General features: G+C 71.3%; 13 protein-coding genes. 3 read left to right on the top strand and 10 right to left on the bottom strand.

All coding sequences use genetic code 11. The features are described from left to right. Nucleotides 1-67: 67 nt before the first annotated feature. The 6 genes from ACFY5B_RS06485 to ACFY5B_RS06460 form a co-directional block, all read right to left on the bottom strand. Nucleotides 68-1,609, bottom strand: a complete 1,542-nt coding sequence (locus tag ACFY5B_RS06485; RefSeq protein ID WP_362042669.1) for an RNA polymerase sigma factor — start codon at nucleotides 1,607-1,609, stop codon at nucleotides 68-70. Between the two features lie 450 nt (nucleotides 1,610-2,059). Further along, nucleotides 2,060-2,947, bottom strand: a complete 888-nt coding sequence (locus ACFY5B_RS06480; protein WP_389965363.1) for a FadR/GntR family transcriptional regulator — start codon at nucleotides 2,945-2,947, stop codon at nucleotides 2,060-2,062. A gap of 161 nt (nucleotides 2,948-3,108) precedes the next feature. Beyond that, nucleotides 3,109-5,193: an ATP-binding cassette domain-containing protein gene (locus ACFY5B_RS06475; RefSeq protein ID WP_389965360.1), complete on the bottom strand. Its 2,085-nt coding sequence runs from the start codon at nucleotides 5,191-5,193 to the stop codon at nucleotides 3,109-3,111. A gap of 143 nt (nucleotides 5,194-5,336) precedes the next feature. Continuing rightward, the gene (locus ACFY5B_RS06470) at nucleotides 5,337-6,095 is read right to left on the bottom strand and encodes an NUDIX domain-containing protein (RefSeq protein ID WP_389965357.1); all 759 of its coding nucleotides are present in this window, start codon (nucleotides 6,093-6,095) and stop codon (nucleotides 5,337-5,339) included. 129 nt (nucleotides 6,096-6,224) lie between these two features. Beyond that, nucleotides 6,225-8,144, bottom strand: coding sequence for a glycogen debranching N-terminal domain-containing protein (locus ACFY5B_RS06465; protein ID WP_389965355.1), 1,920 nt, complete (start codon nucleotides 8,142-8,144; stop codon nucleotides 6,225-6,227). A gap of 617 nt (nucleotides 8,145-8,761) precedes the next feature. Then, complete coding sequence (locus tag ACFY5B_RS06460) at nucleotides 8,762-10,555, bottom strand: DUF4192 family protein (RefSeq protein WP_389965352.1); 1,794 nt, start codon at nucleotides 10,553-10,555, stop codon at nucleotides 8,762-8,764. Between the two features lie 141 nt (nucleotides 10,556-10,696). Here ACFY5B_RS06460 and ACFY5B_RS06455 point away from each other — a divergent pair, with 141 nt between their 5' ends. Together ACFY5B_RS06455 and ACFY5B_RS06450 are read left to right on the top strand one after the other, a co-directional pair. Next, complete coding sequence (locus tag ACFY5B_RS06455; protein ID WP_389965350.1) at nucleotides 10,697-12,862, top strand: RecQ family ATP-dependent DNA helicase; 2,166 nt, start codon at nucleotides 10,697-10,699, stop codon at nucleotides 12,860-12,862. A 313-nt stretch (nucleotides 12,863-13,175) separates the two neighbouring features. Further along, nucleotides 13,176-13,787 carry a hypothetical protein gene (locus ACFY5B_RS06450; RefSeq protein WP_389965347.1) on the top strand — a complete coding sequence of 204 codons (612 nt, stop codon included), beginning with the start codon at nucleotides 13,176-13,178 and terminating at the stop codon, nucleotides 13,785-13,787. Nucleotides 13,788-14,069: 282 nt separating this feature from the next. Here the strand turns inward: ACFY5B_RS06450 and ACFY5B_RS06445 are convergent, their stop codons facing one another. The 3 genes from ACFY5B_RS06445 to ACFY5B_RS06435 form a co-directional block, all read right to left on the bottom strand. After that, nucleotides 14,070-14,699, bottom strand: a complete 630-nt coding sequence (locus tag ACFY5B_RS06445; RefSeq protein ID WP_389965344.1) for a hypothetical protein — start codon at nucleotides 14,697-14,699, stop codon at nucleotides 14,070-14,072. Nucleotides 14,700-14,767: 68 nt separating this feature from the next. After that, nucleotides 14,768-15,469 carry a ribonuclease HII gene (locus ACFY5B_RS06440; RefSeq protein ID WP_389965341.1) on the bottom strand — a complete coding sequence of 234 codons (702 nt, stop codon included), beginning with the start codon at nucleotides 15,467-15,469 and terminating at the stop codon, nucleotides 14,768-14,770. Nucleotides 15,470-15,663: 194 nt separating this feature from the next. Then, entirely contained in the window at nucleotides 15,664-16,284 is a 621-nt protein-coding gene (locus ACFY5B_RS06435) for a TetR/AcrR family transcriptional regulator (protein ID WP_389965338.1), read from the bottom strand. A 188-nt stretch (nucleotides 16,285-16,472) separates the two neighbouring features. On the opposite strand from ACFY5B_RS06435, the gene ACFY5B_RS06430 reads away from it, so the two are divergent. Then, nucleotides 16,473-18,020, top strand: coding sequence for an MFS transporter (locus tag ACFY5B_RS06430; protein ID WP_389965335.1), 1,548 nt, complete (start codon nucleotides 16,473-16,475; stop codon nucleotides 18,018-18,020). 356 nt (nucleotides 18,021-18,376) lie between these two features. Here ACFY5B_RS06430 and ACFY5B_RS06425 read toward each other — a convergent pair whose 3' ends face one another. Further along, nucleotides 18,377-19,282, bottom strand: coding sequence for an ADP-ribosylglycohydrolase family protein (locus tag ACFY5B_RS06425; protein ID WP_389965332.1), 906 nt, complete (start codon nucleotides 19,280-19,282; stop codon nucleotides 18,377-18,379). Nucleotides 19,283-19,284 lie beyond the last annotated feature (2 nt).

The raw sequence follows: 19,284 nt of genomic DNA, 5'->3' as shown, positions 1-19,284 counted from the left end.
GCGAGGCAGCACGGCAAAGGCCCGGACCCCCTCGGGGAACCGGGCCTTCCGTGCCGTACGACCTCGCTCAGTCGAGGTAGTCGCGCAGCACCTGGGAACGGGACGGGTGGCGCAGCTTCGACATGGTCTTGGACTCGATCTGGCGGATCCGCTCACGCGTGACGCCGTAGACCTTGCCGATCTCGTCGAGGGTCTTCGGCTGACCGTCGGTGAGGCCGAAGCGCATCGAGACGACGCCCGCCTCGCGCTCCGACAGGGTGTCCAGGACGGAGTGCAGCTGCTCCTGCAGGAGCGTGAAGCTGACCGCGTCGGCCGGGACGACCGCCTCGGAGTCCTCGATGAGGTCACCGAACTCGCTGTCGCCGTCCTCGCCGAGCGGGGTGTGCAGCGAGATCGGCTCGCGACCGTACTTCTGGACCTCGATGACCTTCTCGGGGGTCATGTCGAGTTCCTTGGCCAGCTCCTCCGGGGTGGGCTCGCGGCCCAGGTCCTGGAGCATCTGGCGCTGCACACGCGCGAGCTTGTTGATGACCTCGACCATGTGCACCGGAATACGGATGGTGCGGGCCTGGTCGGCCATGGCGCGAGTGATCGCCTGACGGATCCACCAGGTGGCGTACGTGGAGAACTTGTAGCCCTTGGTGTAGTCGAACTTCTCGACGGCTCGGATCAGACCGAGGTTGCCCTCCTGGATGAGGTCCAGGAACAGCATGCCGCGGCCGGTGTAGCGCTTGGCCAGGGAGACCACCAGACGGAGGTTGGCCTCCAGGAGGTGGTTCTTGGCGCGGCGGCCGTCCTCGGCGATGATCTCCAGCTCGCGCTTGAGCTTCGGGGCCAGCTTGTCGGCGTTCGCCAGCTTGTCCTCGGCGAACAGACCGGCCTCGATGCGCTTGGCGAGCTCGACCTCCTGCTCCGCGTTGAGCAGAGGGACCTTACCGATCTGCTTGAGGTAGTCCTTGACCGGGTCGGCCGTGGCGCCGGCGGCGGCGACCTGCTGGGCGGGCGCGTCGTCCTCGTCCTCGTCGGAGAGCACGAAGCCCGCGTTCTCGGGGGTGGCCTCGGGCTCCTCGCCGGCCTTGCCGGGAGCTGCCTCCTCGAGCACCTCCTCCTCGAGGATCTCGGCGTCGTCCTTCTTGGCGCTGGTCTTCTTGGCCGCGGTCTTCTTGGCGACGGTCTTCTTCGCGGCCGCCTTCTTGGCGGTCGTCTTCTTGGCAGCCGCCTTCTTGGCGGGCGCCTCCTCCTCGACGGCGGGTTCGGCGGCGGGCGCCGCCGGCGTGGCGGTGGCGGTGGCCTTCCGGGTGGTCACCGCCTTGGCCGCGACCGTCTTGGTGGCGGTGCGCTTGGCGGGACTCTTCGCTGCGACGCTCTTTCGGGTGCGCTTGGGCTCTGCGGCACTGACCATCAGCGTCACACCCTCTTCCTCGAGGATCTGGTTGAGGCTGCGCAGTACGTTCTTCCACTGAGTGGCCGGAATCTGGTCAGCTTCGAAGGCCCGACGCACGTCATCGCCGGCGATCTGCCCCTCAGCCTTTCCCCGCTCAATGAGCGCCATGACAGAGACGGACTCGGCGATCTCCGGCGGGAGCGTACGGGATGTGCTGGCCGACACGAACAACCTCTCGGAACGTTGGAAAACGGCTTCCGGCCCCGTCCGGTGTGGACAGGAGCCGACCGCCGGCTTGGGAATGGGCCGACGGCGCGGGCGGGGGCCGGGAAGATGCACAGCGCCGTGAACGGCGTCCGTATTCCCTCCGCGGCTGTCACCTCTTAGGTCATCGCGTTCTCCCCGCGAGCGTTACGCCGAATCTGCGTGGCCCGAGTCACACCCCGTAAGCGGACAAAAACGGTCGAACGTGGACATAACAGGTCACATGCGGTATCCACCCGACCGCGCCACCCGGCATGCGCCCGACCGCGCCACCGGGTATCGGCCCCTTCGCGCCGTCGGACCCCGCAGGATCACAAGGATCCCACGGGGTCCGACGGGAGGCGGATCACCGATCAGGCACTGCCACAGGAGGGGGGTGGCACACCCGGCCGCGCCGCCCGCGGAACGCGGTCAGTGCTCGCGCGGGGCGGGCACCACCCGTTCCACCTCGGGGTGGACCGTGAGGAGTTGACGCATGGCCGCCTCGGCCGCCGCTCCGTCACCGGCGGCGAGGGCGTCGCAGATGCGGCCGTGGTGTGCCAGGGAGGTCTCGTTCGGCCGGTCACAGCCCGTGACCGGGCCGCCTGAGACCTGCAGGGCCGCGGACACGATGCCGGACAGGTGCTCCAGCATGCGGTTGCCCGCGACCTGGATGAGCAGCGAGTGGAACTCGGAGTCGGCGCGGGAGAACGTGAGCGCATCGCCCTGGGCCATCGCGTGCCCCATGATCTCGACCATGTCCGCAAGGCGCTGCTGGACGTCCTCACGACCGTGCCCGGCGGCGAGGCGGGCGGCGAGCGGCTCGATCGTCCACCGCAGTTCGCTCAGCTCGCGGCGCTGGTCGTCGCGCTGCGGCCCGAAGGCCCGCCACTCGATGATGTCCGGATCGAGGAGGTTCCAGTCGCTGACGGGGCGCACGCGCGTGCCGACGTTCGGGCGGGCGCTCACCAGACCCTTGGCCTCCAGGACGCGGAGCGACTCGCGCACGACGGTGCGGGAGACCTCGAACCGCTGACCGATCTCCTCGGGCACGAGTGGCCGGTCGGCCCCCAGGTCGCCGGAGACGATCATCTGACCCAGCTGTTGAACGAGCTGGCCGTGCAGTCCGCGTCCGCGGCTGCCTGCGGCGCGGCGGCCCACGCGGCCCAGCTCGGGGTCTCCGCCGTCCCAGGCAGGGAGCCCGACGCGGTCGACGGCGGGCGCCTCGGCGTACGGGTAGCGGTCGAGTTCGCCCGGGCTCGCGAGGCCGGAGTCAGCGGAGCGGGCGGCGGTCATCATGGTGTGCGCAAGGGTACTCACGCATCATTTGTCGGCGCCTCGTCCAACTCCCTTGAGGTCTTTGGTGAAAAGCACACGAAAGGGTGATCGCTCACCCCGTCGCAATTGACGCCTTATCGGAAAGAAATGGGCGCTCTGCGGGGAGTTGTGCGCATGGCCGGACTAAGGGTTACGGACAGTCGTCACCGGAATCTGCTGCGCAAGGTGGTGAGCAGGTACGCGCAGAGCAGCGCGGTCAGCGACAACGTCAGTGCGCCGCCCACGGGTTGGGACATCACGTCGAGCACGGCCTCCAGGTAGCGCTCTCCCCCGAAGGGCCACCGCGGCAGGAGCGTCTCTCGCAGTCGCACGTGGAGTCCGGCCGCGGTTCGCACAGACGGGCCGTTCACGAGCCTGTGCACGACGGGTACGACGAGGAGGGGGACGGCGGCCACGGCGGCGAGCCCGGCCGTCGTGGACCGGAAGACACCTGCGGCAAGTACGCCGGCCCAGGCACAGCCGACCACGAGCCCGATCCAACTCGTCACCAGCGGAACCCAGTCGGCGGGAACCTGTGCGAGCTCACGTCCGTAGACGAGATAGAGCACTTCGGCGTCGCATCCGACGGTGAGGACGGCCAGCACCAGCGCGGCGGTCGAGGAGACGAGCAGTTTGGCGGCCAGGAGCCCCAGTCGGCGGGGCACGGTGCCGCGGTCCGCGGACAGGGCGGGGTGGCGGAACTCGTCGCCGAAGGCCAGCGCGCCGAGCAGTCCCGCGCCGAGCGCCGCGGGCGGCAGGGGGAGTTCCTGCGGCCACGCGGCCAGCAGGCGCGGCTGCGGGGTGTGCCCGATGCGTGCGAGCACCACGGCGGTCACCGCGGACACGGCGAGTACGACGGCCCCGGTCAGGAACCCGGTTCCGATCCCGGTGGCACGGCGGATCTCGTAACGGAGTGGGCGGAGCGGGCTGGGGGCGGGGCGGACGGAGATGGGGGGCGGCAGAGGAGGCAGCGCGTCGAGTGGGCGAGCGGTCAGGACGCCGGTCGGGTGCAGCGCCGGTGGCCGGGACGGCGCCTTCGCGGTGGCGGTCAGAGAGCCGTCGTCTGATCGGCCGGCCGGGGGGAGATCCAAGAGCTCGTGCGGCTCGACGTCGGGTAGCGGCGGTTGCCCGAAGGACAGGGACGGCTCGCTGGTGACCGGCTCCATCGTGTCCGAGAGGGATACCGGCTCGAGCACGTGGTGCGGCTCGGTCGTGAGGGTCGGCGGGTCTGTCGCACAGGGCCTCGACGGGTCGGCAGAGGAGGGCGACTCTTCGGACCCGGGCGTAAGGGCCGTCCCTTGTTTGTCCGTGACGCGCACCGGCTCGGCCCGGATGGGGTCGCGCGGCCCGCTTGCCTGAGCGAGACCCGCACCGGGCCCCATGTCTCCGACCTCGTCGGCGAGTTGGTGAACGACGATGCCGTGACGAAACGCGATCTCGCCGATGTCCGCGCAGGTACCGCCGTACACCGAAAGGCGGTTGCCGCCCTCTCGGACGACTTCGACGGAGCGCTGCGAGGCGCGGGCCTGCTTCGCCAGGAGAACGGCCAGACGGGCCGCGTGCGGACTCCGCACAGCGACACGGGGACGAAGCCGCGTACGCGCGAACTCCGCGGCCTCCTGGTCGGCCACGAGCCTGCCCTGTTCCAGAGTGACGACGCGGTCGGCGGTGCGCGCGGCTCCCTTCGGATCGGCCGTGGTGAACAGGACCGTGCCGCCCTGGGCGGCATGGGCGCGCAACATGCCGTGCAGCCAGGCGCTCTCGCGGGTGGAGAGCCCGTCGGTCGGGTCGTCGAGGACAAGGGTGTGCGGGTCGGCCAGGAGGACGCAGGCCAGACCGAGGCGCCGGTCCATGCCGCGGGAGAGGGTCCCGAGGCGCTCCTCGCGCAGACTCACGAGCCCGACTGCCTCGAGCACTTCGTCGGCACGCCGAACGGGAACCCCCGCAGCCGCGCACAGCATGCGCAGATGACCTCGGACCGTGCGGGCGGGATGCCCGGGCACGTCACCCAGCAACACGCCGACCTCGTGCGAGGGATGGGCGATGCGGTGCAGCGGCCGACCCCGGAAGTGGGTGATGCCGCGACCCTGTTGGAGTTCGAGCATCAGTCTGAGAACCGTCGTCTTGCCGGCGCCCGGTGCTCCGAGCAGCGCGGTGATGCGGCCCGCCCGCGCCTCGAACGAGACGTCGTCGGCTGCGGGCGGAAGCTCTTTGCGGGGGTTGCTGGTCAGTCCGAAGGCCTGGATCACTCACAGCAAGATAGCGCGCTATGTCCGGTTTTCCGGGCACCCCGGGGCCTTACCGAGGTCTGTCTCGGGAAGGCCCAGCACCGTGACCGGGCTGCGGCCGGGTCGGTTCCTGCCAGGGGCGCCACCCGCACTCGGCCGACCACTCACACCTCGGGACGCAGCATCGGGGGATTGAGCAGCGTCGCGCCACCGGCGCGGAAGAGCTGGGCCGGTCGTCCCCCCTGGCGGGTCGTGGTCCCACCGGTGGGAACCAGGAAGCCGGGCGTGCCCGTGACCTTGCGGTGGAAATTGCGCGGGTCGAGCGCCACGCCCCACACCGCCTCGTAGACACGGCGCAGTTCCCCGACCGTGAACTCGGGCGGGCAGAAGGCGGTGGCCAGTGACGAGTACTCGATCTTGGAACGGGCGCGCTCCACTCCGTCCGCCAAGATCTGCGCGTGGTCGAAGGCGAGCGGCGCGAGCGGCTCGGCCTCACGCCCGTAACCGCCCTGCTGCAACAGCTCCTCGACCGGGGCCCAGCGCGCGTTGCTGGCGTCTCCGCCCGCCCTGGGCGGGGGCAGATCGGGGGCGAGGGCGAGGTGGGCCACGCTGACGACCCGCATCCTGGGGTCCCGCTTGGGGTCTCCATAGGTGGCGAGCTGCTCCAGGTGTGCGCCGTTGTCCTGAGCCGGGACGGACGGGTCGTGGACGCGCAGTCCCGTCTCCTCGGCCAGCTCGCGCGCCGCGGCCTGCGCCAGGTCTTCGTCGGCCCGTACGAAGCCGCCGGGCAGCGCCCAGCGCCCCTGGAACGGCGGCTCGCCCCTGCGCACCGCCAGCGCACACAGGGCATGGCGGCGCACGGTCAGCACGACCAGGTCCACGGTGACGGCGAAGGGCGGAAACGCTGACGGGTCGTAGGGCATACGGCGATCATAGTCGTCTGCCTGACGATAAACACCTCCTTCGCCGGTCCGTCCCCCGAGTGATCCACTTCGGTCCGTTTATGGACTCAGCTGCCCGCACCTGGTCATTCAGGGGCACGTCGCTGCACGTCACACCCCCAGCTGCAGTCCGTCGGCCGCCTCCTCGACCATGGCCAGGCCCAGTCGGCCGACCCGCACGGAGAACCGGGCACCCGCCACGCGCAGTCCCGTGAAACCGATCTCCCCGAGGGGTGCGCTGCGCACGGGGCGCAGGGTGACCGTGCCTGCCGGGGCATCGGGACGGATGCCGGCGAGCGTGGTCAGCAGCATGACTCCGGCTGCCGCCGCTGTGGCCGCAGGACGGCAGGCTGCCGGGTGCGGAAGTGGAGCGCTTCCTTCCGTGCGCTGCTCCCCCGCGTACATCTCGGGCAGCCGGTAGGCAAAGGTCTCGGCGGCGGCGAGTACGCCGCGCACCAGTGAGCCGGCCTCCTTCTCATAGCCCGCAGCGGCGAGTCCCGCGGCGGCGAGGGCCGTCTCCTGGGTCCGTACGGCTCCTGCGCGGTGGCCGAACGGATTGAATCCCGCTTCCTTCGAGCCCAGTCCGCGCAGGCCCCAGCCCGAGTCCATGACGGGGCTGCCGAGCAGCCGGGCGAGGTGCTCGGTCCTGGCCTTGTCGAGCAGGCCGGGCGCCAACTCGCCTCCGCCCAGCAGGCCCGTGTCGAGGAGGTGCACGGCAGCGGCGCCCAGGTGCGGCACCGGACTGCCGTCCGGCGCACGTGCCGCCGCGGGCCGGCCGCCTCCCCGATCCTCGACCCAGAAGTGCTCCCGGAAGGCGGTCCGCAGGGCCTGCGCCCACTCCCGGAGCGCCGCCGCCCCCGTCCGGCCGCAGGCGTCGAGCAGGTCGGCTCCGAGCAGCGCGGCACGGTGGGCGTGGGCCTGTGTCTCGCAGCGGACGGGCCCGCCCGGGTTCGGGTCGCGCAGGTAGGTGCCGTCGCCCACGGTGTCTCGTAGCCAGGTCAGGCAGCGCTCGGCGGCGGGCAGCAGCGCTTCTGTCTCCTGGGCGGGGAGGCCCCAGCGGCGGGCTTCTGCCAACAGGGCGGGGAAGAGCAGCGTGGCCTCTGTGCCGGTGCACTGCGGCGGAAGGTGCGGCCCCGCGTCCCGTCTGGGGCCGGGGATCATTCCGGACTGCGGTCCGGGCCCGGTGAGTTGGGTCCGCGCGAGGATCCGCAGGGTTCCCGCGGCAAGGCCGGTGCCCAGCGGCAGCACCATCCGTGCGGCGGCCAGCGCGTCGGCGGGGGCCAGGCCGCAGCGCCAGGGCGCCCCTGCCGCGAGGTAGGTGTCTGCGGGGTGCGCTGAGTCACGCAGGAGGAGGGCCTGGAGGTCCTCGACGCTCGTCCGCAGGAGGGTGGGAACTCTCGGGTCGTCGCCCTCCGCACACGCGGCGGCCAGTGGGCTGGTCGCCGCTCGTCCCACGGCTCGGAGGGGCCCCGCGCCGTCCGGCCGCACCCGCAGTTCGACGGTTCTGCTGCCCCCTGGTGGCAGATCGAGCTCCCACCGCAGCAGCCCGGCCGAGGCCAGGGCGTCCGAGGGAGGCGGTTCGGCCGTCACGGAGGCGTTGCCGGTGGCGCAGGACCAGCGCAGGCCGGAGCCGTGGACACTTGCGGGGAGTAGGGGGCCCGCACAGCCGGAGGCGATCGCGCCGAGGTCGGCCAGGTCGGTGCCCAGGACGATCTCGACCGGGAGCCGCAGGGTGCGTGGAGCCGCGCTGTGCAGGGTGACCCGCTCCGTGCCGTCGGCGAAGCGGTTGCGTTCCACGATCACGTCAGGATCCGGGCCTGTCTGCGGTGAGGTACGGAGTGTGCCCACGAACCGGGCGCGGTCGGCCGAGGCCATGCGGGCCTGTACCGCGAGCGGTTCTCGTCCGGCGACGCGGATCTCGCACCGGGAGAGCACGCGGCGGCCGGCACGGTAGAAGCCCTCCAGTCCCCGGCCGGTCAGCTGCCCTCCCTCGGTCGAGATGGCCAGGCCGGGAAGGGCGACACAGATCATCGCCGTGTGGGCAGGGGGCAGATCGGCGGACCGGCGCAGCCCGGGGGTGGTGGCACCCCGGGGCGGGGGTGTGGAGGAGTGTCCCAGGGGTGACGGCGTCCGCCCTTGAGCGATAGGCGACGAGGCTGGGCCGCATCCCGGACCCGTGCCAGGGTGACGGCTCTGGGCCGCCCAGCGTGGAGAGGAGCGGGCCGGGCCCGACGACGAGGGCGGACGCGAGTCGGCGCCGAAGGGTGCGAAGGGGTGGGACGTGCTGCCGGGGAACTTCGGCCCGTAACCGTCGACATGTGCGGCCGGTCGGGGAGGGACAACCTGGTCCCACACACCCGGCCCCCGGGCCCCGGGGGGCCTGAGGCCCGACCCGAGGGGCAGTGGGGTGCCACCCTGGGGGCGGTGGTCGTCGGCGGCGGGCGGAGTCGGCTGGTGCATGGGACGGCTTCCTCTGCGCTCGGTGCGCCGTGATCGGGTTCGGCGCGGGTGCCGGAGGGCTCCGACGGAGCAGGGGCAGTGCGGCCTCACGGCCCCTCCGGCCGTTCCGCCACTCAGGTGAACGCTGCGAGCGTCGTCCGGGTCACGCCCGGTCTGCCCCCTCCGCCTAGGCGCCGCCCGCAGGTGGTTCACTCCTCACCGCTCAAGCCCTGGCCGGACTGCGCGCCTTCCTCGCCCCTGTCCCGGCTGGGCGTGGCCGACTTCCTCGGCGCACGCGCGCTGCCTGTTCGCACACCGCCGGGCCGGGCGGTGCCAGCCGCTGTCGCCCGGCCTGGGCCGGCACCGGAATCGGAAGCGCTCGTAGGACGTGTGGCGGCCGAACGTGTGGTGCCAGCCGGGCGTGTGGTGCCCGGCGGTGTGCGTCGGCCGGGGGTGCGGGCTCCGCCGTCACGGTCGTCCGCGCGGGCACCACCGGATGCCGCGCCGGTGGTGGCGGCCGGACGAGCGCGGCGGCGACGGCGGGACGGCGCCACCGAGCCAGAGGGCTTTGCGTCCGGCTCGGACTCGGGCGGCACCGCTGTCGGTGAGGAGTCGCCGCATGGTCCGGGCCGGGGCGCCGCTGCTTGTGCGGGGTTGCCGTGGGGCTCGATCTCGGTCGCCGCGGTGGTGTCAGGTCCGGCGGACTCGGTCCTGTCCGCGCGCGTCTCCGGGTCGGCGGCCCCACCCCCACGGTCTTCCCGCTCCGCCCGCAGGCAACGGCGGATCGACTCCGGGTCGAGGCCTTCGTTGCAGGCCTGGTGCAGGAGGCGGGCGAAGAGGTAGTCGGGATCGGCGCCCAAGGCCATGGCAAGGGCTTCGCGGGCCTCCAGTTCGTCGCCGGCGGACCAGGCGACCCAGCCGGCGAGAGTGAGCGGCGCAGCGGCGTGTTCACCGTAGGGCCCGACGCAGCGGCGGGCCAGGGTGCGCCAGAGCCGAAGGGCGCGTGGGGCTTCGTCGCCCTCCATCCACGCGGCCGCGCGGTCGCGGGTCGCGCGGTCCTGGAGGCCGAGGATCAGCCGGGCGGCCTCGTCGTGGCCGAGCAGTTCGTCGTCGCGAAGATCCGCCAGGAGCATGCCGGAAACCGGCTTGGCCTCGGCGAAGCGGTCCAGGATCCTGCCGGCCAGTTCCAGCGTCTCGTCGGCCACGGCCGCGCGGCCCGCGTCGTCAAGAATCTTGGGCACCAGCGCCATGCTGGCGGTGTCCAGGGCGGCCTCCTGCTCGAGGGCCACGGCGTTCTCCCAGGGCAGCAACCGGGCCCTGAGCTCCCGCAGTGTGCCGCGCACCTGGATGCCGGCGTAGGTGGCGGCTGCGGCCAGCACGGAGGTGCCGGGGAGGCCCATGGGCGCTCCCTCGGAGGAGCAACATGCCTCGTTGTCACAGCAGTACGACCAGTAGCGGCCCTCCGAGATGCACAGTGCCTCGACGACCACCACGTCCAGGGAACCGCACTCGACGCGCAGCCTCTGGGCCAGGGGCCGAAGCCGCTCCATCACCTGTCGGCCGGTCTGTCCCTTCTCCGGTTCCTGGCACAGGAAGGCGACCATCGACTCGGGCCGAGCCCCTCGGCGCTCGCTGCCCGTCACGAGACCGTGGGACAACTGCCGGGCTGCTGACGGCCAGTCGTCCGCGTTCGCGGGGATACCGAGCCGGGCCCGGCCGCCGAACCGCCCGCGGCCGTTGCTGTCGTGGAGCGCGACCAGGACGATGCTGTCCTCGGGGCGGTATCCGAGCAGGTACGGCAGGGCGTCGGCCAGCTCGGCCGGCGTGCGCAGGGTGACCTGGTGCTCGCCTTCGTGACCGGCGTACGGCGGGCTGGTGGTGTGCAGCCCGGACGGGTCGTTCCCCTTCTTCTCCTGCTTGTCGTTCTTGTGCCCGCTCCGCGTCTCGGGCCCGGTGATGTCACCGTTCTCAGAGGATCCGGTCGTTTCGCTGTGGTTCGTCATGCGAAGACGATCTCGCGGAACTCGAACCTCCGCTTGAGCCTGTGGATAAGTCTGATCAGGGACGCGTCATCCACAGCCTTTGCGTCCACAGGTCTCGGTGCGCTGCTCCGGATGTCAGTGCCGTCCTGTTGTATGGAACGCATGGAGCACACGAGCAACGCGGAACTCCGGGCGGCCGCCGACGCCGTCCTCACCCGTCTCGTCGGGGACGTCTCGGGAGAGGCCCGGCTGCGCGAGGACCAGTGGCTGGCGATCGAGGCGCTGGTCGCCGACAGACGCCGTGCCCTTGTCGTCCAGCGGACGGGCTGGGGCAAGTCCGCGGTGTACTTCGTGGCGACCTCGCTGCTGCGGGCGCGAGGTAGCGGCCCCACCGTGATCGTGTCCCCACTGCTCGCGCTCATGCGGAACCAGGTCGAGGCGGCGGCTCGGGCCGGCATCCACGCCCGGACGATCAACTCCTCCAACACCGAGGAGTGGGATGCCGTTCAGGACGAGATCTCCGCGGGCGAGGTGGACGTCCTGCTGGTGAGCCCCGAGCGGCTCAACAACCCGGACTTCCGTGACCAGGTGCTCCCTCGGCTCGCGGCCGCCACCGGGCTCCTGGTGGTGGACGAGGCCCACTGCGTCTCCGACTGGGGTCACGACTTCCGCCCGGACTACCGCAGGCTGCGCACCATGCTCGCCGATCTCCCGCCCGGTGTACCGGTGCTCGCGACCACCGCCACGGCCAATGCGCGCGTGACCGCCGACGTGGCTGAACAGCTAGGCACCGGCGGCAGCTCGGACGCCCTCGTCCTGAGGGGCCCGCTGGACCGGGACAGCCTGAGCCTGAGCGTGCTGCGCCTGCCGGACTCCGCGCACCGGATGGCCTGGCTCGCCGAGCACCTCGACGAGCTGCCCGGGTCCGGAATCATCTACACCCTCACCGTCGCGGCCGCCGAAGAGGTCACCGCCTTCCTACGGCAGCGCGGCCACACGGTTTCGTCGTACACAGGCAAGACGGAGAACGCCGACCGTCAGCAGGCCGAGGAGGATCTCCTCGGCAACAAGGTGAAGGCGCTGGTCGCCACCTCGGCGCTCGGTATGGGCTTCGACAAGCCCGACCTGGGCTTCGTTGTCCACCTGGGCTCCCCTTCCTCCCCCATTGCCTACTACCAGCAGGTGGGCCGCGCGGGACGCGGCGTGGAGCATGCCGAGGTGCTCCTGCTCCCGGGCAAGGAGGACGAAGCGATCTGGAAGTACTTCGCGTCGCTCGCCTTCCCCCCGGAAGACCTGGTGCGCCGTACGCTCGACCTCCTCGCGAACGCGGAGAAGCCCCTGTCGCTGCCGGCCCTGGAGCCCTTGGTGGAGCTGCGCCGCTCCCGTCTCGAGACCATGCTCAAGGTTCTCGATGTGGACGGGGCGGTCAAGCGGGTCAAGGGCGGCTGGATCGCGACCGGGCAACCGTGGGCCTACGACACCGAGCGGTACGCCTGGGTGGCGCGTCAGCGCGAGGCCGAGCAGCAGGCCATGCGCGCGTACACGTCGACAGCGGAGTGTCGCATGGAGTTCCTGCAGCGCCAGCTGGACGACGAGGGGGCCAAGCCGTGTGGCCGCTGCGACAACTGCGCCGGTCCTCGCTTCACCGCCGACACCTCCGAGGAGGCGCTCGACGCCGCGCGCGTGGACCTGGGCCGGGCAGGTGTCGAAGTGGAGCCCCGGCGGATGTGGCCCACCGGGCTGCCGGCGATCGGAGTGGAGCTCAAGGGACGCATCCCTGCCGGCGAACAGGCCGCGCCGGGACGCGCGCTGGGACGCCTTTCGGACATCGGGTGGGGCAACCGACTGCGGCCCATGCTCGCGCCCCAGGCCCCCGACCTGCCCGTGCCCGACGACGTGGCCAAGGCGGTGGTGGACGTACTGGCCGACTGGGCCAAGGGCCCAGGCGGCTGGGCCCCGGGCGCACCGGAGGGCCGATCAAGGCCGGCCGGCGTCGTCACCGTCGCCTCGCGTACGCGACCGCAGCTGATCAGCTCCCTGGCGACGCACATCGCGGAGATCGGCCGACTGCCGCTGCTGGGCACCGTGGAGTACACCGGCGACGCCTACCCGAGCTCCCGGAGCAACAGCGCCCAGCGGCTGAAGGCGCTCGATGGAGCGTTGGCCGTGCCGCCCGCCCTCGCGTCCGCTCTCGCCGGGGCCCAGGGCCCGGTTCTCCTGGTGGACGATTACACGGAGACCGGCTGGACCCTCGCGGTCGCGGCCCGCATGCTCCGACGCTCCGGAGCACAGGGGGTGTTGCCGCTGGTGCTGGCCGTGCAGGGCTGAGGGCGTGCCCGGGTTCGGGGTGGTTGTCCCGGCGCACAGGTCTGGACGCCGCCCACCCCCGTGACGTACGAACGTCTCGTGCTCGAACGCCCCATGGGTGGTCCGGCGACACACGCCGTGGGGATATTAGCCGCGCATCATCTGATAACGGTCGGCTGCCTCAATTGCTCGTTGCCGCATTCAAGTTCGACAGGAAGAATTGAGGTCCGCTCCCGCACGGCTCGCCCCGCTGCTCCGGTAGGGCTTTGCCGCGGTGCGCGCTCCCAGAATCCGACCCCGCCCGCAGTGTGGGCGCGTAGCCGAAGGGAGGACCGTGACCTTCGGATTCGCTCCGGCCTCGGCAGCGGCGTCGTCGTCCGTCGCTGCCGCCAACCGCCTGCTCGAACCGGCGGAATGGGCCGCCGCCGGGATCCCACTCCTGCGCAATCCCCGCGAGATCGTCAGCGGACTGCACGCCCGGCACCACCCGCAGCCGGCGACCGCTGTCGTCGCCGTGCTCGACCCGGACGAGCGGCTGCGGGCGAGCGCCTCGTTCGTGCGCCGTTCAGCTCCGGCAGACGGCTGGATGTTCCGCAACGCGCTGCTGGCGCAACTGCGTCGGGTCATCCCGCACGATCTGCGCCGCCGGACACCGGTACGCACCGCGGTGCTGCTGTACTGCCGTGAGGGCGACGCACGTTGGACGGTTGAGGACGGCGCGTGGATGTGGGGGCTGCGTGACGCGTGTACCCTGCACGGGCTGCGCTGCGGGGCGTACATCACGCTGACCCGTGACGGCTGGCAGGTCCTGGGCGAGGGCCGCGGTGGACGGCGCCCACACTCGGCCTCGGCACCGGAGCCGTTCGCAACGTCGGAGGCACCGCCGCCCATACCGCGCACCGGTGGCGCCTCCGAGGTACTGCGCCGCGCGGCGGCGGCACGCTGAGTTCCGGACGACCGCTCCGCACGGCCCCGGCGCCAACGGCGCCTTGCCGCCCGGCACACCGCGATCGGGACGACGGGCAGCAGGGCAGAGCACTCTGAACCCTGCTCTGCCCGAGCCGCACGCACAGTCGTCCGCCACAGCCGCAGGGGCGCTCCCCAGATCGGGCGAGGCCGGCACACAGTGACGGCCGCCCAACCGCCGGCAGGGCTGCCCGCCGTGCGGCGCCGCTGCAGCGGCGCGCGGAGTCACCCCATCACCCCGCCGGGGCGCTACGGCACCGGCTCAGACGCCCGCGCCCAGCACCGAGTTGATCCGCTGCGGGTCGCCGCAGACGATCAGCAGGGCGCCGGCCCGGGAGTGGGCCAGGGACAGGGCGCTCACGGCCGCGGCCTCGGGACCACCGTTGACGGCGACCACGACGACCGGACGCGACGCGGCGCGTTCCGCGATGGTGGCGTCCGTGTAGAAGACGTCGTCGCCCGCGTCGTGCTGCGCCCAGTAGGAGGTTTCACCGAAGGACAGCTCGTGGGCGGCCCACGGGTGCTGCTCCCCGGTCGTGATCACCAGGATGTCACCGGGGGCACGACCGGAGTCCAGGAGCAGGTCCACGGCCTCCTCGGCGGCGTCGAGCGCCCCCTCCACGGAAGCCGGGATCAGCTGGAGCTGCGGGGTGACCGGAGCGGCGGCACCGGCGGCAGGGCCCGACATGGCGGGCTTCGCGGCCACCTCGCGCGGCGTACGTTGCACCGGCGGCGCCGGCCGGAGAGGGCCGGGGCGACCGGGACGCGACGGGGCCGCGGGACGGGGGCCTGGTACGGGACGGGGGGTCGGCGCGATTCGGCCGCTGGCCGGAGTGGCGCGGGGACCCTGGGCACTCTCGTGAATCTGAGGCTCCTCGGGAATGAGAGGCATGAGTTGATATTTATCAAACGCTAGTACGGCCCGCTTCGGCGGGTGGCGCATGTGCGCGAACGGAACCGTCAGAAATCGAAGCCGAGCTGACCCTCGATCTCCGGAACGCTTCCGTCCGCCCAACTGCGGACCTTCTTGAGGTGCCGCCACTGGGGCAACGCATCAAGATACGCCCACGACAAGCGGTGGTACGGGGTGGGGCCCCGCTCCGCCAGTGCGGCCTTGTGCACGGGGGATGGATACCCGGCGTTGTCCGCAAAACCGAAGTCTGCATGGTCGATACCCAGTTCGGCCATCATTTTGTCGCGCTGGACCTTGGCGATCACCGAGGCCGCTGCGACCGCCACGCAGGACTGGTCACCCTTGATCACCGTACGGACCCGCCAGGGGGTACCGAGGTAGTCGTGCTTGCCGTCGAGGATGACCGCGTCGGGACGGACCGGCAGTGCGTCCAGCGCACGCCCCGCCGCGAGCCGCAGCGCGGCCGTCATCCCCAGAGCGTCTATCTCCTCCGGGGAGGCGTGCCCCAGCGCGTACGACGTCACCCAGGCCCGCAGTTCCTCGGCGAGGGCGGTGCGTCGTTTGATGGTGAGCAGCTTGGAGTCCGTAAGCCCCTCGGGCGGACGGCGCAGTCCGGTGATCGCCGCGCAGACGGTGACGGGACCGGCCCACGCGCCGCGCCCCACCTCGTCGACACCTGCAACGATCTTCGCTCCGGTCGTGGCTCGAAGGGAGCGCTCGACGGTGTGAGTAGGCGGTTCGTACGGCATGGCGCACCTAGATTACGCCGCCCTTGAGCGTCCGCGACACCCCGGTCCGCCGCAGCGGGTTCGCCACCTTCGCGAGCCCCCGTCGGGCGCCGTTCGCCACGAGCAGGGCGCGCCGTTCGACGCGAGCACGGCGCCCCGCTGTACGCGACTGTGTCGCAGCGTCCCGCGGGGGTGACAGCCCTTCGGCCGGGACGTCAAGAACCATGCGGACGCAACAGCGGAACCATCAACTGGTCGATCATCTCCTCGACTTCGCGGTCCTGCCATTCACATCCGCACATCTTGGAGCGGTACATCATCATTGCCGGCATGGCGTCGAAGACATAACCGTTCACAGCCTCGGGTCGCACCTCACCTCGCTTGACGCCTCGAGCGACTACCTCGCGCAACATCTCCATGGTGGGCTCCACAACCCCCTCGAAGATCACGGCATGGAAGCGTTCGGCCTGCGCTGTGTCGCACTCGTGAATCACCGAGCGAAGCGCGGAACCCGGACGGGAGAACATCGCGTCACGGGCTCGCAGACACAGCGCCAAAAGGTCATCGCGCACTCCCCCTTCGTCCGGAACCGCATCGAACTGCGGCAGCCCGGCACGCAAGGCGTCGGCGACAAGATCCTCCTTGGACGGCCAACGCCGGTAGACCGCGGCCTTGCCGGTCTGCGCACCGGCGGCGACGCCCTCCATCGTCAGGCCGTTCCAGCCGACGGTGCTGAGCTGATCCAGGGCGGCTTCGAGGATGGCGCGTTCGAGCACCGCGCCTCGGCGGCGAGCGGCCGTCCGAGCGGGAGCATCCGCCCAGCTGGGGGTAACCATCTGACTCTCTCCAACGAGCAGAGGAAGCGGGCATTTCGGGGATGGGGGACGCGCCGGACGGCCACACATGGGGGACGTGCCGAACGACGGCGTCGTAAGTGAACGCTTGCGTTCACTGTCGGGGACTCACTACCGTTGGCACGGCAGTGAACGCCAGCGTTCACTAAAGCACTCGTGGGGGACCCATAGTGACCACCTCTCCATCGCTCCAAGATCACAAGCCAGGCGCGGCACGCCGGGAGGGACGCCCCGGTATCGCGCTCACCGTCATCGCGGCCTGCCAGCTCATGGTGGTACTCGACGCGACGATTGTGAACATCGCACTCCCGCACATTCAAGACGCGCTCGAGTTCAGCACCACCGACCTCACCTGGGTCGTCAGCTCCTACACACTCACCTTCGGCGGCCTGCTGCTCCTCGGCGGCCGCGCCGGTGACATCCTCGGACGGCGCCGGGTCTTCATGACCGGCATCCTGCTGTTCACCTTCGCCTCGCTGCTCGGCGGGCTGGCCCAGGAGCCCTGGCAGTTGCTGGCCGCCCGGGTTTTGCAGGGAGTGGGCGGCGCGATCGCCTCGCCCACCTCGCTGGCGCTCATCACCACCACGTTCCCCGAGGGCCCGGAGCGCAACCGGGCTTTCGGTGTCTTCGCCGCCGTCTCCGCCGGTGGGGGTGCCATCGGTCTGCTCGCGGGCGGCATGCTCACCGAGTGGCTCGACTGGCGCTGGGTGCTCTTTGTGAACGTGCCGATCGGCGTGCTGATAGCCGTGCTCACTCCGCTGTACATCAGCGAGTCCGAACGGCACACCGGCCGCTTCGACATCGCGGGCGCGGTGACCTCGACCGCGGGCATGGCGTTGCTCGTCTACGGTTTCATCCGCTCTGCGGACGAGGGTTGGCGGGACAGCCTCACCATCGGGTCCTTCGCTGCCGCCGTGGTGCTGCTGCTGGCCTTCGCGATCATCGAGTCCCGGGCCAAGGAGCCGATCACCCCGCTGCGGATGTTCGCCGACCGCAACCGCTCGGGCACGTACGTGATCATGCTGAGCCTGGCGGCGGCGATGTTCGGCATGTTCTTCTACATCGTCCTGTTCGTGCAGAACGTACTCGGGTACAGCCCGATCGAGGCAGGGCTCGCATTCCTGCCCGTGACGGTCGTGATCGCACTCGGCGCGGGCCTGTCGCAGCGGTTCCTGCCGGTGCTGGGTCCCAAGCCCTTCATGCTGGTGGGCTCGGCACTCGCGATGACCGGACTGGCCTGGCAGGCGCTCATCAGCTCCGACAGCTCGTACGCCGGCGGAGTCCTGGGCCCGATGCTCGTGTTCGGCTTCGGCATGGGGCTGAACTTCGTGACGCTGACGCTCACCGCGGTCTCCGGCGTCGCCCCGCACGAGGCGGGTGCGGCGTCCGGGCTGCTCAACACGACGCAACAAGTGGGTGGATCGCTGGGCCTTTCCATCTTGACGACGGTCTTCGGCACGGCGACCAAGGACGAGGCGGAGAAGCAACTTCCGAAATTCATGGCCGACGGATCCGCGGAACAGAAGGCGGAGTTCGCCAGGACGCAGCAACTGCCCGCACCGTGGGGGCACGAGGTGCTGGCGCAGGGCATCTCGACGGCCTTCATCCCGGCCGCTGCGATGGCCGTCCTCGCTCTGATCACGGCCTGGCTGGTGATCCGGGTCCGCAAGAGCGACCTGGAGGCACTCTCCGGCTCTGCCGGACCGGGGCTCGGCTGATTCAGGGGCGTCACGAACCGGCTCAGGCGGCCCGTCGGCGGGCACGACACAGACTCGCCGACGGCCGTCGAGCCGGTTCATCATCAGCTGCGGATGCCCGAGCCGCATGCGGGGAACGGAGGGCGAGGCCGGCGGCGCGGCCACCCGCATGTCTCCCACACGAGGCGCTACAGCGCCCCACCAACGGATCAGAACCGCGAACAAGAACTCCATCACGCCCCCCCTCAGCGCTCACCCGGATGTCCGGCGGATGTGCGCCTCGACGGCCCACACTGCGGATACCGGAACAACGGGCGGATGATTACGGAGAGTTCCCGATATGCACGGAGAGTTTCCGATGCCGGGAGTCCTGGCCCTCAGGCCGAGAGGGGCACCCAGTCCGGAAGCGGCTCCGTCCGCTCGACCCAGTCGGCCGGCGGCGTCCCCGCCTTCCCGGAGGCGACCACGCCGCCGACGATGGCGCATGTGGTGTCGACGTCCCCACCCACCTGGGCAGTCGTCCAGAACGCCCGCTCGTAGTCGCCGAGGCTTCTCGCGGCCGACCAGAGGGCGAAGGGCACGGTGTCGTGGGCGGTCGTACGCCGCCCGCAGCCCAGCACCGCCGCGACCGTGCCAGGGTCGTCGTAGTCGAGCATGTCCCGGGCCCGGCGCAGTCCCGCACCCACGGCGCTCTTCGGCACCAGATCGATGACCCCGTCGAGGAGTGCTTCGGCGCCGGGCGGTCCGTCGGGGGCGGCGGCGAACGCGGCCGCCGCGGCGACTGCCATGGCCCCGACGACCGCCTCGCGGTGCTGATGGGTGGTGTAGGCCGAGATCTCCGCCTGATGCGTCGCCTGCTCAGGATCGCCGGCGTACCAGGCGCCCAGCGGGGCGATCCGCATCGCCGCGCCGTTGCCCCACGACCCCTGTCCCTTGAAGAGCGCGGCAGCCAGTTCACGCCAGTCGCCGCCCTCCCGGACGAGGCGCAAGAGGCGATTGACGGCGGGGCCGTACCCTCGGTCGAAGTCGTGGTGCTCGGCGAAGGAGAGGGCCAGGGCGTCCTGGTCGATGCGGTGGTGGGCGGCCAGGACGGCGACGACCGAGCCGGCCATCTCCGTGTCGTCCGTCCACTGCCACGTCCCGGACGGCACCTCGCGGCGCTTCAGCAGCGGGTAGTTCACCGGCACGAAGTACTGGGAACCCAGAGCGTCCCCGACGGACAGTCCGCGCAGGCAGGCCAAGGCGCGGTCCAGGCGCGCGTCGGGGGAGGAATCAGCGGTCATCG

Origin of the sequence: Streptomyces sp. NPDC013187 (genome assembly GCF_042899705.1) — a bacterium.
GTDB classification, from domain to species: domain Bacteria; phylum Actinomycetota; class Actinomycetes; order Streptomycetales; family Streptomycetaceae; genus Streptomyces; species Streptomyces hawaiiensis_A.
The sequence above is the reverse complement of the archived record's forward strand: the minus strand, read 5'-3'. Positions and strand labels throughout refer to the sequence as shown.

Bases quoted from the DNA above. Each gene is read 5' to 3' on its own strand.
- ACFY5B_RS06470 (WP_389965357.1), bottom strand. From the start codon at position 6,095: ATGCCCTACGACCCGTCAGCGTTTCCGCCCTTCGCCGTCACCGTGGAC.
- ACFY5B_RS06465 (WP_389965355.1), bottom strand. From the start codon at position 8,144: ATGATCTGTGTCGCCCTTCCCGGCCTGGCCATCTCGACCGAGGGAGGG.
- ACFY5B_RS06460 (WP_389965352.1), bottom strand. From the start codon at position 10,555: ATGACGAACCACAGCGAAACGACCGGATCCTCTGAGAACGGTGACATC.
- ACFY5B_RS06455 (WP_389965350.1), top strand. From the start codon at position 10,697: ATGGAGCACACGAGCAACGCGGAACTCCGGGCGGCCGCCGACGCCGTC.
- ACFY5B_RS06445 (WP_389965344.1), bottom strand. From the start codon at position 14,699: ATGCCTCTCATTCCCGAGGAGCCTCAGATTCACGAGAGTGCCCAGGGT.
- ACFY5B_RS06440 (WP_389965341.1), bottom strand. From the start codon at position 15,469: ATGCCGTACGAACCGCCTACTCACACCGTCGAGCGCTCCCTTCGAGCC.
- ACFY5B_RS06435 (WP_389965338.1), bottom strand. From the start codon at position 16,284: ATGGTTACCCCCAGCTGGGCGGATGCTCCCGCTCGGACGGCCGCTCGC.
- ACFY5B_RS06425 (WP_389965332.1), bottom strand. From the start codon at position 19,282: ATGACCGCTGATTCCTCCCCCGACGCGCGCCTGGACCGCGCCTTGGCC.